This is a genomic window from Aeromonas sp. s12 (genome assembly GCF_040907925.1).
Taxonomy (GTDB): Bacteria; Pseudomonadota; Gammaproteobacteria; order Enterobacterales; family Aeromonadaceae; genus Aeromonas; species Aeromonas veronii.
This window is the reverse complement of the sequence record NZ_JBFOCT010000022.1, coordinates 248,913-262,952: the sequence shown is the minus strand read 5'-3', so window position 1 is coordinate 262,952 and position 14,040 is coordinate 248,913. Positions and strand designations below refer to the sequence as shown.

Sequence of the window (14,040 nt, the reverse complement as noted above, 5' to 3'; positions counted from 1 at the left end):
TTATTTATTATGCCGCTCATAAAGCCGCTGTACCACATCCTTTAATACCAGCCCTTCGTTTTGCAGCAGCACGGTCAGGTGGTAGAGCAGATCGGCGGATTCGTTGATGAGCTCCTCCCGATCCTTGGCCATGGCGGCCAGCGCCACTTCCACACCTTCCTCACCTACCTTCTGGGCGATGCGCTTGGTGCCTTTGCCGTAAAGGCTGGCGGTGTAGCTGGTGGCCGGATCGGCCCCTTTGCGTGCCGCCAGCACCTGCTCCAGCTCTGCCAGAAAACCGAGGGGGGGCAGCGGGTGGCCGTTAAAGCAGGAGGTAGTGCCCTTGTGGCAGGTGGGGCCGACGGGGTTGGCGGCAATCAGCAGGGAGTCCTGATCGCAGTCGGTGCTGATGGCCACGAGTTGGAGCACATTGCCCGAGCTTTCACCCTTGGTCCAGAGCCGCTGTTTGCTGCGGCTAAAGAAGGTGACCTGACCGGTAGTCTGGGTCTTTTCCAGCGCCTCGCGGGTCATAAAGCCCTGCATCAGCACCTCGCCGCTGGCGGCGTGTTGGACGATGGCGGGGATCATGCCATCGCATTTTTCCCAGTCGAGCTGCTCGGCAAGAGGGCGCGCGCTGGCGGTTGTTTGTGCATTTTCAGAGAAGTTATTCACGGATGGCGACTCCTTCGGTTTTCAGCCAGCGTTTCAATTCGGGAATGGGGATAAGGCCCTTGTGGAACACAGAGGCGGCCAGCGCCCCGTCCACATCGGCGAGGGTGAAGGCATCGCGAAAGTGCGCCATGGCACCGGCGCCGCCGGAGGCGATCAGCGGCACCTTGCAGACGCTGCGTACCAGCTTGAGCTGGTCGAGATCATAACCCTGACGCATGCCGTCCTGATTCATCACGTTCAGCACGATTTCGCCCGCGCCGCGCTTTTGCACCTCCTGCACCCAGTCGAGAGTGTGCCAGGCGGTGGTGCGGGTGCGGCTCTCGTCACCGGTAAACTGTTTGACCTGATAGTAGCCCGTGTCGGCGTCGAAGTAGGAGTCAATGCCCACCACCACGCACTGCACGCCAAAGCGCTCGGCCAGTCGGCTGATCAGAGTCGGGTCGGCAAGGGCCGGAGAGTTGATGGAGACCTTGTCGGCGCCAAATTCGAGGATCTGGCGGGCATCTTCCACGCTTTTGATGCCACCGGCAACGCAGAAGGGGATATCGATCACCTCCGCTACCCGGCTTACCCAGCTCTTGTCCACTACCCGCGCATCGCTGGAGGCGGTGATATCGTAGAACACCAGCTCGTCAGCGCCCTCTTCGGCGTAGCGGCGCGCCAGCTCGACAATGCCGCCCATCACCTCGTGGTTGCGAAATTGCACCCCTTTGACCACCACGCCATCTTTCACGTCGAGGCAGGGGATAATGCGTCTTGCCAGCATCAGTTGCCTCCTGTGGTATCAGATGCGGGGGCTTGCCAGCAGGCGATGGCGTCACCCACCGAGAATTTGCCTTCCAGCAGGGCACGGCCAAGGATGATCCCCTTGACGCCGGAGCCCTTGAGCGCCTCGATATCCGCGATGCCGCCAATGCCGCCGGAGGCTTGAAAGGCGACGCTCGGGTAGCGGGCGCAGAGATCCCGATAGAGTTCGACGTTGGTGCCAGCCAGGGTGCCGTCACGGCTGATGTCGGTGCAGAGCACATGCTTGAGCCCGGCGGGGAGGAAGCGCTCGATCAGTGCTTCGATGGTCACGCCGCTGTTCTCCTGCCAGCCCGCCACCGCGATATGGCGATTGCCCTGGGTATCGATATTGACGTCCAGCGCCAGCACGATCTGCTCGGGGCCATATTTCTCCATCCAGCTCGCTACCAGATCCGGGGATTTGACGGCGGTTGAGCCAATCACCACCCGGCTGGCACCGGCGGCCAGCAGATCTGCAACATCTTGTTCCGTGCGCACGCCGCCGCCGACCTGCACCGGCGCTTCGGTGGCTGACAGCAGTTGGGTCAGCAGGGGCAGCTGGCGCGCCTTGGCATCCTTGGCACCGTCCAGATCCACCAGATGGAGCTGCACCGCTCCCTGAGAGACATATTCATCGAAGCGGGCCTGCGGGCTGCTGCTGTATTCGGTCTTCTGCTCGTAATCCCCCTGATAGAGGCGAACTACCTGACCGTTGATAAGGTCAATTGCGGGAATGATCATGCTAGTCACAGCTCCAGAAAATTTTGCAGCAAACGGGCACCGGCTGCGCCTGAGCGCTCCGGGTGGAATTGGGCGCCGAAGAAGTTGCTGTGCTCTGCAACCCCACCGACGATGGCGGTAAACGGCTGGCCATAGTCGCAGGTCGCCAGCGTCGCTTCGGTCACCTCCAGCGCATAGGAGTGCACGAAGTAGAAGTAGCTGCCGCTCGGGATCCCCTTGAGCAGAGGATGGGTCTCGTCATGCTCAATCTGGTTCCAGCCCATATGGGGCAGGCGCAGGTTACCCACCTCCATCAGCCGGATCTTGCCTGGCACTATGCCAAGGCAGTCGATGAGATCGCCTTCACTGCCATCGGCACTCATGTTCTCTTCGGAGGCCTCCGCCAGCATCTGCATGCCGAGGCAAAAGCCCAGCAGCGGCTGCTTGGCGGCGCGAATGAGCGGCACCAGCCCCCGCTCATTGAGGTTCTTCATGGCGGCCACCGCGGTGCCGACACCGGGCAGGATCAGCTTGTCCGCCTGCTCGATATCGGCCGCCACGCTTGAGACCAGCGGCTGCACGCCGAGGCGTTCGAACGCCATTCTGACCGAGGCCAGATTTGCACAGCCGGTATCGATAATGACCAGCTTCTGCTTGCTCACATCCATCACAGCACTCCCTTGCTGGAGGGGAGCTCGCTCCCTTCCACCCGAATAGCCTGACGCAGGGCGCGGCCAAAGCCTTTGAACAGCGCCTCCACCTGATGGTGGGTGTTGCCGCTGCCCACCTTCATCTGCAATGTGATGGCCATGGCGTCCGACAAAGAGCGGAAGAAGTGGGGCACCATCTCGGTGGCCATCTCGCCCACGTTGTCGCGGCCAAAGCCGCTCGGGCAGTCGAACACGAAGTAGGGGCGACCGCTCAAGTCCAGCGCTGTGCTTACCTCCTGCTCGGTCAGCGGGCGCGCATCGATCACCGCCTGCACCTCGTCCATCGCCAGCACGAAGCCGAAACGGCCGATACCGCGCTTGTTGCCAAGGGCCTGACGCAGTGCCTGACCCAGCGCCAGTCCGACGTCTTCCACCGTGTGGTGATCGTCGATATGCAGATCACCGCTGACGTTCAGCTTGAGCTGGAAACCGGCGTGGGTGGCAATCTGATCCAGCATGTGATCAAAGAAGCCGATACCGGTGGCGATCTGGTTGCCACCGCTCTTGTCCAAATCTAGGGCCACCTTAATACGGGTCTCCTTGGTGTAGCGTTCCACCGAGGCTACGCGGCCTTTGGATAACAGCTGATCACGGATGGCGAGCCAGTTGTGATCCTGCGGGTGGTAGCGAATACCGCCAATGCCCATGTTCTCGGCAAGCTGCAGATCGGTCTGTCTGTCACCAATAACGAAGGAGTTGGCAAAGTCGATACGACCCGAGGCGAGGTACTCTTTCACCAGCCCGAGGTGGGGCTTGCGGCAGCTGCAGCCGTCGGTGGGAAAGTGGGGGCAGATCAGCACCTGTTCCCACTTCACCCCTTGCGATTCAAACAGGTGCATCATCAGGTCGTGGGGTGGCTGGAAGTTCTCCAGCGGCAGGCTGGCGGTGCCCAGCCCATCCTGATTGGTCACCATCACCAGCACGTAGCCGGCGGCCTGCAACTCGCGCAGCACCGGAATGACCATGGGCTCGAAGCGCAGCTTGGCGAGGCTATCCACCTGCTTGTCGGTCACCGGCTCTTCAATCAGGGTGCCGTCGCGGTCGATAAACAAAAACGGGGTCTTCATCGCTACATCCTTGTCTTACAAAGTGGGAGAGGGCAGATCACGCAGTACCGCCAGCACGGCATCCATCTCGCCCTGATAGCCGATGGTGACGCGAATGCTGTTGTCCAGACCCGGCTTGCTGGAGAAATCCCGCAATATGATGCCGGCGGCCTTCATGGCGGCAAAGACGGCGGCGCCATCCACAAAGCGCACCAGCACGAAGTTGCCCTTGTCTTCGAATACTTCCCTTACGCAGGCAAGCGTTGCCAGCTCTGCCTTGAAGGCGGCTTTTTGCTTATTGAGCTCTACCACTCGCTCGCGCATCAGCTCCAGCCCCATGGGGGAGAGGGCCTGCGCCGCGATCTGGGCGATGGGCTCGGGGATGGGATAGGGGGCGATCACCTTGGCCAGCATGGCGATCACCTCGGGGCTTGCCAGCGTAAAGCCGCAGCGGATCCCCGCCAGGGCAAAAGCCTTGGAGAGGGTGCGGGTCACCACCAGATTGGGGAAGCGGGCCAGCAGATCCACCACGGATGCCTCGGGACAGAACTCGATATAGGCCTCGTCCACCACCACGATGGCGCGATCCCGGGCTTTTTCCAGCAAAGCGATGAGGCCGTCACGCCCCACCAGATCCCCGGTGGGGTTGTTGGGGGAGCAGAGAAAAACCAGTTTCACGTCACTGAGGCGATCGGCGATGGCGGGCCAGTCCGGCTGGCGGCTGGCGGTCAGCGGCTGTTCGACGATACCGACGCCACAGGTCTCGGCGCTGATGGCGTACATGCCGTAGGTGGGCGGACAGATGAGGATCTGATCTTCACCCGCTTCGCAGAAGGTGCGAATAAGCAGCTCGATGGCCTCGTCGGCGCCGCGGCTCACCAGCACCTGATCCGGATTGACCCCGGCATAGGCGGCATAGCCGTTCACCACCTCGGCCGGTTGGCACTCGGGGTAGCGGTTGAGGCGGCTCCCCTCGATGGTGAAGGGATAGGCCAGCGGTGCTTCGTTGGCATTGAGCCAGACGTGGCCCTTGCCGCCGATGCGGCGGGCAGATTGATAAGGGGTGAGGGCCCGCACCACGCGGCGCGCCAGATTGGCAATACTCATAACAAATCCTTCTGCTGTGCTGTTGGCTGGGGCGCGGCGGCCAGGGCGTTCAATCTCAGCGTCACGGCGTTCTTGTGGCCATCGAGCCCCTCGGCCTGGGCGATACGCTCGACGATAGGGCCAAGGCCCTGAATGCCGCGCTCGCTCAGCTCCTGCACCGTGTAGCGGCGCTGATAATCGGCAAGGCCAAGGCTGGAGCAGGTGCGGGCATAGCCGTAGGTGGGCAGAGTGTGATTGGTGCCGCTGGCGTAATCGCCGACCGACTCGGGGGTCCATGCTCCCAGAAAGATGGAACCGGCGTTCTCGAGTTTATCCAGCAGGTCGCGGGGGGCTCGGGTCTGCACGATCAGGTGTTCCGGCGCGTAGGCGTTGGAGATGGCACACGCCTCGGCCAGATCGTCACAGAGGATCACCAGACTGCTGCCGAGCGCCTGCGCGGCGATATCGCGGCGGCTCAATTTGGCCAGCTGGCTTTTTATTTCCCCTGCGATGGCATCGGCCAGCAGCGGCGAGGTGGTCACCAGCACCACCTGGCTGTCGGGGCCGTGCTCGGCCTGGGAGAGCAGATCAGCCGCCACGAAGGCCGGGTTGGCGCTCTCGTCGGCAATCACCAGTACCTCGGAGGGGCCTGCGGGCATGTCGATGGCAGCGCCGCGCCAGTCGCGGGAAACCTGCCCCTTTGCTTCGGTCACATAGGCGTTGCCCGGGCCGAAGATCTTGTCCACTTTGGGAATGCTCTCGGTGCCGTAAGCCATCGCCGCGATGGCCTGGGCGCCGCCGATGGCGAACACCTTCTCGACGGCGCAGGCGCGGGCGGCAAACAGGATCTCGTCGCTCGCCGGAGACGGGGTGCAGAGCACCACTTCACGGCAACCGGCTATGGCGGCCGGAATGGCCAGCATCATCACGGTGGAGGGGAGCGGCGCGCTGCCCCCCGGCACATAGAGGCCGACCCGACTGATGGGCTGGGTGCGCAGCTCGCATACCACCCCGGGTTGGGTCTCCACCCGTACCACCGGCTGCACTTGTGCGGCATGAAAGGTACGAATGTTGGCAATGGCCGCTTCGATGGCATTTTTGATGTTGTCATCCAGCCGCGCGCAGGCGGCTTCAATCTCATCTTCGCTGACGCGCAACCGCTCACGGGGAGCGCGCTCGAAGCGCTGGCTCAGCTCGCGCAGGGCCTCATCGCCACGGCTACGCACTGCAGCGATGATATCCCGTACCACGAGGCCGATATCGGCCTCGTCATTGAGGGCGGGTCGGGTCAGCACGTCGGCCTGCTGGGCGGGGGAAAGGGTCTTCCAGATCAGGGTCTGCATGATATCCCTTCCTTATTCCATCATTTTTTCGATGGGCAGCACCAGAATGGAGCTGGCACCGAGGGCCTTGAGCTGCTCCATGGTCTCCCAGAACAGGGTCTCGCTGGAGACGACGTGCAGGGCCACCTGATTGGTGTCACCGGCCAGTTGCATGATGGTGGGGCGCTCGGCACCCGGTAGCAGATCAGTGATGGCATCGAGCTTGTCTTTGGGGGCGTGCAGCATGATGTATTTGCTCTCGCGGGCCTGCTGCATCCCCTGAATGCGGGGCAGCAGTTTGTCGATGAGCTTCTGCTTGGCATCGGACAAGGGGTTGGGGGCCTGTACCAGCACCGCCTTGGAGCGGTAGATCACCTCTACCTCTTTCAGGCCGTTAGCTTCCAGGGTCGCACCGGTGGAGACCAGATCGCAGATGGCATCAGCCAGACCCGCGCGCGGCGCCACTTCCACCGAGCCGCCCAGCATCACGCTCTTGAAGCCGAGCCCCTTGTCGTCAAAGAAGCGCTTGAGCAACCCGGGGTAGGAGGTGGCGATGCGCTTGCCGGCAAGGCTCGCTGGCCCTGTGTAGTTCACATCTTCCGGCACCGCCAGCGAAAGGCGGCAGCCACCAAAGTCCAGCTGCTTGAGGGTTTTGACCTCGAAGGGGAGGCCCTGTGAGGCGCGAATAAGCTGCACTTCTTCCAGCACGTTTTCGCCGATGATGCCAAGATCGACCACCCCTTCCATCACCAGACCCGGGATGTCGTCATCACGCACCCGCAGGATATCGATGGGCATGTTCTCGACATGGGCGATAAGTCGCTGCTCGCGCAGGTTGATTTTCAGGCCACAGCTCTTGAACAGGGCTTGGGAGTCCTGGCTCAGACGACCGGACTTTTGCATGGCGATACGCAGACGTTGTGTTTCCATTGCTCGATTTCCTTCTAGTCAAAAACGAAAAAACCCTCGGAAGTGGGTGCTTCCGAGGGTTTATGAATCTTGCGGTCCTTTTGGAAGTCACCAGTTAAGTGTCTTCCAGCAGTCAACCTCCTGAAAGACTAGTCGGGATGATGGTGGTGGTGATGAGTCTTCAGGGTGGTGAACTTCATGTAATCAATCCTTTACAAAATAAGATGTCGTAATTGACGCCTGATTTAAACTACCTGCCTTGACAGAAAATGCAACCCGAAAATGTGATTTGATCGATTAAAGTGGCGAAAACGGTTTTCTGGTCGATAACTAGACAATAACCCCTGCAGGAGTCGCCATCATGCCCAGCCAGGACCTGTTGTTCCCCATTTTGCCCCGGGCGCCCGCTGCGCCCGGCAGCGAAGAGATCAAGCGGGAAGTAAATCAGATCAGCAAAAAGCACCAGCTGCGCAAGACCAGCACTGACAACAGTGACTCCCAGCAGCGCCAGCAGGCGTATAGCACGCCCGCCAAGCGTGATCAGCCCAAGGCAGAGGAGGACGATCACAAGCCGGACCCCGAGCATCAGATCGATCTGTTCGTCTAGGCAGATTATCTGTCCCGCTTTTGCCGCGCTTTTGGCATAATGGCCGCTTTTGCTGCGGGACGCCCTTTTGACCATCCAGACCCTGTTCAAGCCAGATGGCCCTCTGGCCAGCCATATCGACGGTTTCAAAGCCCGCGCTCCCCAACTGGAGATGGCCGAAGCGGTCGCGCGCGCCATCAAGAGTGGTGGCCGTCTGCTGGTGGAGGCAGGAACAGGTACCGGCAAGACCTACGCCTATCTGGTCCCTGCGCTGGAATCCGGCAAGCGGGTGGTGATCAGCACCGGCTCCAAGAACCTGCAGGAGCAGCTCTTCTATCGGGATCTCCCGACCATCACAGGGGCGCTCTCCTACACCCCGCCGGTGGCCCTGCTCAAGGGGCGCAGCAACTATCTCTGCATCGAGCGTATGAACCGGCTCTTGAGCGAATCCCATCTGCAAAAGCCTGAAATCCTGAACGATCTGGTGAAGGTCAAATCCTGGTCCACCGCTACCGATAACGGCGATGTGGGGGATATTCCGGGATTGCAGGAGAACGCCGAGATCCTCGCCCACGTCACCAGCACCAACGACAACTGCCTCGGTCGCGACTGCCCCTATTACGACGATTGCCATCTGGTGGTGGCTCGACGCCGCGCCATGGATGCCCAGGTGGTGGTGATCAATCATCACCTCTTCTTCGCCGATATGGCGGTGAAAGACACCGGATTTGGCGAGTTGGTGCCGGAGGCGCAAGTCTATGTGTTTGACGAGGCGCACCAGCTGCCGGAGATCGCCACCAACTACTTCGGCAAGTCGGTAGGCAGCCGAACGATTCAGGATTTGGCGCAGGATATCCAGCTGGCCTATCGGGCCGAGGCCCACGACATGGCCCAGCTCGGCAAGGCGGCGGACCGGCTCGCTATCGCCAGTCAGGATCTGCGTCTGGCCTTCGGGGTGGATGGCGGTCGCGGCAATACCCGCGACATGCTGCGCCAGCCGCTCTGGGGGCAGGCTCTGGCTCGTCTTAACGACGCCATCGGGCTTTGCTACGAGGTGCTGAAACTCGCTCTCGGCCGGGGCGAGCAGCTGGATCACGCCTTCGAGCGAATCAGTGAACTGCGCACCCGCCTGGGTGAAGTGCTGGCGGTCAACCAGACCGGTTTCTCCTACTGGTACGACTGCTCACGGCTTCATTTCACCCTCAATCTGACGCCGCTGTCGGTGGCCGAGCGATTCAGTGCCGAGGTGCAAAGACCGGAAGTGGCCTGGGTCTTCACCTCCGCTACCCTGACGGTGGATATGCGGTTTGATCACTTCAAGGCCGAGCTGGGGCTGGCGGGCAGCGCCGAGTTGATCCTCGACAGTCCGTTCGACTATGGCGAGCAGGCGCGGCTCTGTGTGCCCCGCTATCTGCCGGAGCCCAACGCCTTTGGCCGTGGCGAGCAGTTGGCCAATCTGATGATCCCGCTTATCAACAAGACGCCGGGGGGCTGTTTCTTCCTCTGCACCAGCCATCAGGTGATGCGTCAGGTGGCCGAGGTGCTGCGCCGGGAGATTGGCCGTACCGTCTTGCTGCAGGGGGAGGACAACAAGCAGCGGCTGCTCAAGGAGTTTGTCGAGAATGGCCGCGCTGTGCTGGTGGCGACCAGCAGTTTCTGGGAGGGGATCGACGTGCGAGGGGCGGCGTTGTCGTGTGTTATCATCGACAAACTGCCGTTTGCCAGCCCTGATGATCCGCTGCTCAAGGCGCGGGTGGATGATTGCAAGCTCAAGGGGGGGGATCCCTTCGCCGAGCTGCAGTTGCCCAAGGCGGTGATTGCCCTCAAACAGGGGGTGGGGCGGCTTATTCGTGATCGCACTGATCACGGAGTGCTGGTGATCTGTGATCCACGAATGGTCAACAAGCCTTACGGCGCCACCTTTATCAAGAGTCTGCCCGCCATCCCTCGCACCCGGGAGTTGGGAACGTTGGGGAGTTTTTTCGATCGCACTGAACGCGGTGAATAAGTGTGCCGCCAGCTAACAGATTTGAACAACGGGTGAGCATATCTCGCTTGCCGGTTATGTAATTGACTGATTTTATAGAGATTGGAAAGCATGAACGAGTTGAAGATCCTGGCCGTTGATACCGCCACCGAAGCCTGCTCCGCCGCCTTGCTGGTGGGTGACAAGCTGTTCTCCCGCTGGGAGGAGGCGCCACGGGATCACACCCGAAAAATCCTGCCCATGGTTCAGGCTGTGTTAGAGGATGCCGGGATAAGTTTGAGTGACCTCGATGCCATCGCGTTCGGCCGCGGCCCGGGCTCCTTTACCGGGGTTCGGATCGGCATCAGTGTGGCGCAAGGTCTGGCGTTTGGTGCGGGTGTGCCGCTGATTGGCATCTCGACCCTGGCCGCCATGGCGCAAGGCGCCTATCGACTGGATGGCGCCCAGCAGGTGCTGACCGCTATCGATGCGCGGATGAACGAGGTCTATTTCGGCCGCTATGAGCTAATTGATGGCCGCATGCAGCTGGTGGGGGACGAGGTGGTGAGCGAGCCTGCGGCACTGGTTGACGTCCGTGGCAAGCTGGCGGGCCCTGTGACCTGCGTCGGCACCGGCTTTGAAACCTATGGCGAGACCCTGAGTGGTCTGGCCGATGAGCTGGCGGTGAGCCAGGTGCGCTTCCCGGCGGCAGAAGACATGTTGCCGCTGGCCCGCGCGGCCTGGTTGGCTGGGGAGGCGGTGCCGGTTGAACAGGCGACGCCGGTCTATTTGCGTGACAAGGTGACCTGGAAAAAACTGCCGGGTCGCGAATAAGGGCAGGAGCACCTGACGTCATGTCGCTCTTGCCGCTCATCAGCTGCAACACCAGCGGGAAGCCCGACGGGCCACGCTGGCAACAGGAGAGTGACATGATGCGTAATAACAGAAGCGATATGATGAAACGCACTATGGTGGTCGGGGCGCTGGCTCTGCTGCTCGGGGCCTGCAGCTCGGTCCCCAAAGAGCTGGCTTATGAGCCTGAAAACCAGCTGGTGGCCTATCAGCCAGCCCTTGGCGGGATGGAGGGCAAACCGGCCCGCTGGAGCGGCGTTATCTCGGCGGTGCACAACAAAGCGGATCAGAGCGTTATTGAAGTGGTCTATCTGCCGCTCAAGTCCAACGGTGTGCCGGAGCAGACCGAGCAGAGCCCGGGCCGTTTTCTGGCCATCATGAAGGGTTTTGTCGATCCGACCCTCTACGCCAAGGGGCGCAGCCTGACTGTGCTTGGCACCATAGGCAAACCGGTTGATAGCCAGATTGGCGAGCACAAGTACCGCTTCTCTGTGCTCAATGTGACGGGCAGCAAGCTGTGGCCGCCAGTCAAGGAGGTGGAGGTGCGCTATATGGACCCCTACTTCTACGACCCCTTCTATGATCCCTTCTGGCCGAGACGGCCGCTGCGTCGTTAAGGCTTGCCATGATCAACAGCATCAAAAGCACTCTGCACGAACGTCTGCTCACCTTGGCAGATGGTCGGCAGGTGGCCCTGCTTGAGAATCAACTCGCGGATCAGGCTCAGCAGGGCAAACCCCTGCTGATCGCCCTGCATGGCTGGCTCGACAATAGCGCCAGCTTCTTGCCGCTGGCGCCGCATCTGTGGGATTTTCACCTCATCTGTGTCGATCTGCCGGGGCACGGTCACTCCGATCACAAAACTACCCCCTATGTCTTTGTCGACTGGCTGGACGATCTCTACCAGATCGTGCAGGCGGCAGGGTGGTCGCGCTTCACTCTGCTCGGTCACTCCCTCGGGGCGTTGATCGCCTCGGCCTATGCCGGGGTGTTCCCCGAACAGGTGGAGCGGTTGATCATGCTGGAGGGGCTGGGGCCGCTGAGCCAGCCCGATGAGGAGGTACCTGCCCAGCTGCGACGTGCGATTTTAAACCGCAGTCGCACTCGGGAGCGCAGTGCCAACGGCTTTGCCTCCATCGATGAGGCTGTCGCCGCCCGTTGCAAAGTGGCGGATATCACGTCGCAGGCGGTGCGTCTTATCTGTGAGCGGCAGCTTGAAGAGCGGGCAGGGCGCTGGCACTGGCGCAGCGACCCCCGTTTGCGGGATCTGTCGCCCCTGAGAATGAGTGAAGGACAGGCTCGTGCATTGATGGCGGCTATCCGTTGTCCTGTGCTGTTGATTCAGGGGGAGCAGGGCTTTGCTGCGCTTGAAGCCCAATGGCAGGCCCGTCAGGATGCCTTCCAGCAGATCCAGAGGGTCATATTGGGTGGAAACCACCATTTTCATATGGAAAATTCGGTTGATACGGCCGTTTGTATCGTAAAGTTTTGTCAAGTTCGGTAGAATCGCCAGCTTTCAATAATTCCAGGTTTGTTTTCTCCCTCACATTTTTCTGTTGTTAATTTGCTGTTAATTGATGTTGCGCTGTGTAAATATGTGCGGCATTAGAGCATCAGCTTAAAACAACCGATTAAAATGGATGTGAACCGGGATGGAGGCAACACAGTGAGCGCACAGGTGCTAGTTATGCAGGAGAAGTTTGTGGAAAAAGTCTGGCTGAAACGTTATCCGGAAGGGGTCCCCGCCGAGATCAATCCAGACCAATACAGCTCCCTGGTCGAGATGTTCGAATCCTCGGTGACCCAGTTTGCCGATCAGCCCGCTTTCGTCAACATGGGCCAAACCATCACCTACCGCCGGCTGGAAGAGCAGTCCCGCGCCTTTGCTGCCTACCTGCAAAACGAGCTGAAGCTGGAGAAAGGGGATCGGGTTGCGGTGATGATGCCTAACCTGCTGCAATACCCCATCGCCGTGTTCGGCATCCTGCGCGCCGGCATGATCGTGGTCAACGTCAACCCGCTCTATACCCCGCGCGAGCTGGAGCATCAGCTCAAAGATTCCGGTGCCAAAGCCATCGTCATCGTCTCCAACTTCGCCCATACCCTGGAAAAGGTGGTCTACGACACCCCGATCAAGCACGTCATCCTGACCCGGATGGGGGATAACTTGGGGCTGGCCAAGGGCACCTTGGTCAACTTCGTGGTCAAGTACGTCAAGAAGCTGGTGCCGAAATACAATCTGCCCCACGCCACCACCATGCGTCAGGCCCTCTCCAAGGGGCGTTTCCTGCAGTACATCAAGCCGGAGATCACCAACGACGATCTCGCCTTCCTGCAGTACACCGGTGGCACCACCGGCCTCTCCAAAGGGGCCATGCTGACCCATCGCAACATGATTGCCAACGTCGAGCAGTGCCTCGGCGTCTACGGCCCCATGCTGGAGCGCGGCAAGGAGTTCGTGGTCACCGCGCTGCCGCTCTACCACGTCTTTGCCCTGACCGTGAACTGCCTGCTCTTTATGCGTATCGGCGGTTACAACCTGCTGATCAGTAACCCGCGCGACATTCCGGGCTTTGTCAAAGAGATCAAGAAGTACCCCTTCACCTGCATTACCGGGGTCAACACCCTGTTCAATGCGCTGGTCAACAACGAAGAGTTTCAGGGGATCGCCTTTGACAAGCTCAAGCTCACCATCGGCGGCGGCATGGCGGTGCAGCGCGCGGTTGCGGAGAAGTGGAAGACACTGACCGACACTCCGCTGCTGGAAGGCTATGGTCTGACCGAGTGCTCGCCACTGGTGAGTGTCTGCCCCTACGACCTCACTGATTACAACGGCTCTATCGGTTTGCCGGTCTGCTCTACCGAGATCCGTCTGGTAGATGACAACGGTCAGGTGATCCACGCCCTCGGCACCCCGGGCGAAATGCAGGTGCGCGGCCCGCAGGTGATGGTGGGCTACTGGCAGCGTCCCGAGGCGACCGCCGAAGTGATGCAGGATGGCTGGCTTTGTACCGGTGATATCGCGGTGTGCGACGAGCAGGGCTTCTTCAAGATCGTTGACCGCAAGAAGGACATGATCCTGGTCTCCGGTTTCAACGTCTATCCGAACGAGATCGAAGATGTCGTTGCCCTGCACCCGAAAGTGTTGGAAGTGGCCGCCGTGGGTGTGCCGCACAAGGTCTCCGGCGAGTTGGTGAAGATCTTTGTGGTCAAGAAAGATGCAAAATTGCAGGAGGACGAGATTATTGCCCACTGCCGCAAACATCTGACTGCCTATAAGGTGCCGAAACTGGTAGAATTTCGTGACGAACTTCCCAAGACCAATGTGGGCAAGATCCTGCGCCGCGTACTGCGCGACGAGGAGATTGCCAAGCAATAACCGGACTGTGGCTGCAGAAGCCTCTGC

General features: G+C 60.6%; 14 protein-coding genes and 1 other annotated feature. Of the genes, 6 read left to right on the top strand and 8 right to left on the bottom strand.

Annotated features, from left to right (window positions below; genetic code table 11):
* From hisIE to hisG, 8 genes are read right to left on the bottom strand one after another with little or no spacing between them, the layout of a single operon-like run.
* Positions 1-651, bottom strand: coding sequence for a bifunctional phosphoribosyl-AMP cyclohydrolase/phosphoribosyl-ATP diphosphatase HisIE (gene hisIE / locus AB5Y67_RS10920; RefSeq protein WP_199427976.1), 651 nt, complete (start codon positions 649-651; stop codon positions 1-3).
* Positions 644-1,417, bottom strand: a complete 774-nt coding sequence (gene hisF, locus AB5Y67_RS10915; RefSeq protein ID WP_199427975.1) for an imidazole glycerol phosphate synthase subunit HisF — start codon at positions 1,415-1,417, stop codon at positions 644-646. Before hisF ends, hisIE begins: the two co-directional genes overlap by 8 nt.
* On the bottom strand, positions 1,417-2,178 hold the full coding sequence (hisA, locus tag AB5Y67_RS10910; protein WP_199427974.1) for a 1-(5-phosphoribosyl)-5-[(5-phosphoribosylamino)methylideneamino]imidazole-4-carboxamide isomerase: 762 nt from the start codon (positions 2,176-2,178) through the stop codon (positions 1,417-1,419). The genes hisF and hisA overlap by 1 nt, the downstream gene beginning before the upstream one ends.
* Positions 2,179-2,183: 5 nt before the next feature.
* Positions 2,184-2,825 (bottom strand): imidazole glycerol phosphate synthase subunit HisH, encoded by a 642-nt coding sequence (gene hisH / locus AB5Y67_RS10905; RefSeq protein ID WP_199427973.1) that lies wholly within the window; start codon positions 2,823-2,825, stop codon positions 2,184-2,186.
* Positions 2,825-3,934, bottom strand: coding sequence for a bifunctional histidinol-phosphatase/imidazoleglycerol-phosphate dehydratase HisB (gene hisB, locus AB5Y67_RS10900; RefSeq protein WP_199427972.1), 1,110 nt, complete (start codon positions 3,932-3,934; stop codon positions 2,825-2,827). Before hisB ends, hisH begins: the two co-directional genes overlap by 1 nt.
* Positions 3,935-3,949: 15 nt before the next feature.
* The gene (hisC, locus tag AB5Y67_RS10895) at positions 3,950-5,020 is read right to left on the bottom strand and encodes a histidinol-phosphate transaminase (RefSeq protein WP_199427971.1); all 1,071 of its coding nucleotides are present in this window, start codon (positions 5,018-5,020) and stop codon (positions 3,950-3,952) included.
* On the bottom strand, positions 5,017-6,342 hold the full coding sequence (hisD, locus tag AB5Y67_RS10890; RefSeq protein ID WP_199427970.1) for a histidinol dehydrogenase: 1,326 nt from the start codon (positions 6,340-6,342) through the stop codon (positions 5,017-5,019). The genes hisC and hisD overlap by 4 nt, the downstream gene beginning before the upstream one ends.
* 12 nt (positions 6,343-6,354) lie before the next feature.
* Complete coding sequence (hisG, locus tag AB5Y67_RS10885) at positions 6,355-7,251, bottom strand: ATP phosphoribosyltransferase (RefSeq protein ID WP_151285979.1); 897 nt, start codon at positions 7,249-7,251, stop codon at positions 6,355-6,357.
* A gap of 28 nt (positions 7,252-7,279) precedes the next feature.
* Positions 7,280-7,404 (bottom strand) — a sequence feature (His leader region).
* Between the two features lie 187 nt (positions 7,405-7,591).
* On the opposite strand from hisG, the gene AB5Y67_RS10880 reads away from it, so the two are divergent.
* The 6 genes from AB5Y67_RS10880 to fadD all read left to right on the top strand — a co-directional run bounded on the left by AB5Y67_RS10880 (position 7,592) and on the right by fadD (position 14,013).
* On the top strand, positions 7,592-7,837 hold the full coding sequence (locus AB5Y67_RS10880) for a hypothetical protein (protein WP_005352171.1): 246 nt from the start codon (positions 7,592-7,594) through the stop codon (positions 7,835-7,837).
* A gap of 67 nt (positions 7,838-7,904) precedes the next feature.
* Complete coding sequence (locus AB5Y67_RS10875) at positions 7,905-9,824, top strand: ATP-dependent DNA helicase (RefSeq protein ID WP_139461532.1); 1,920 nt, start codon at positions 7,905-7,907, stop codon at positions 9,822-9,824.
* Between the two features lie 90 nt (positions 9,825-9,914).
* Entirely contained in the window at positions 9,915-10,616 is a 702-nt protein-coding gene (gene tsaB, locus AB5Y67_RS10870; RefSeq protein ID WP_180349466.1) for a tRNA (adenosine(37)-N6)-threonylcarbamoyltransferase complex dimerization subunit type 1 TsaB, read from the top strand.
* Between the two features lie 119 nt (positions 10,617-10,735).
* Positions 10,736-11,251, top strand: coding sequence for a Slp family lipoprotein (locus AB5Y67_RS10865; protein WP_021230054.1), 516 nt, complete (start codon positions 10,736-10,738; stop codon positions 11,249-11,251).
* 8 nt (positions 11,252-11,259) lie between these two features.
* Positions 11,260-12,138 carry an alpha/beta fold hydrolase gene (locus AB5Y67_RS10860; RefSeq protein WP_199427969.1) on the top strand — a complete coding sequence of 293 codons (879 nt, stop codon included), beginning with the start codon at positions 11,260-11,262 and terminating at the stop codon, positions 12,136-12,138.
* Positions 12,139-12,336: 198 nt separating this feature from the next.
* Complete coding sequence (fadD, locus tag AB5Y67_RS10855; protein WP_085942148.1) at positions 12,337-14,013, top strand: long-chain-fatty-acid--CoA ligase FadD; 1,677 nt, start codon at positions 12,337-12,339, stop codon at positions 14,011-14,013.
* Positions 14,014-14,040 lie beyond the last annotated feature (27 nt).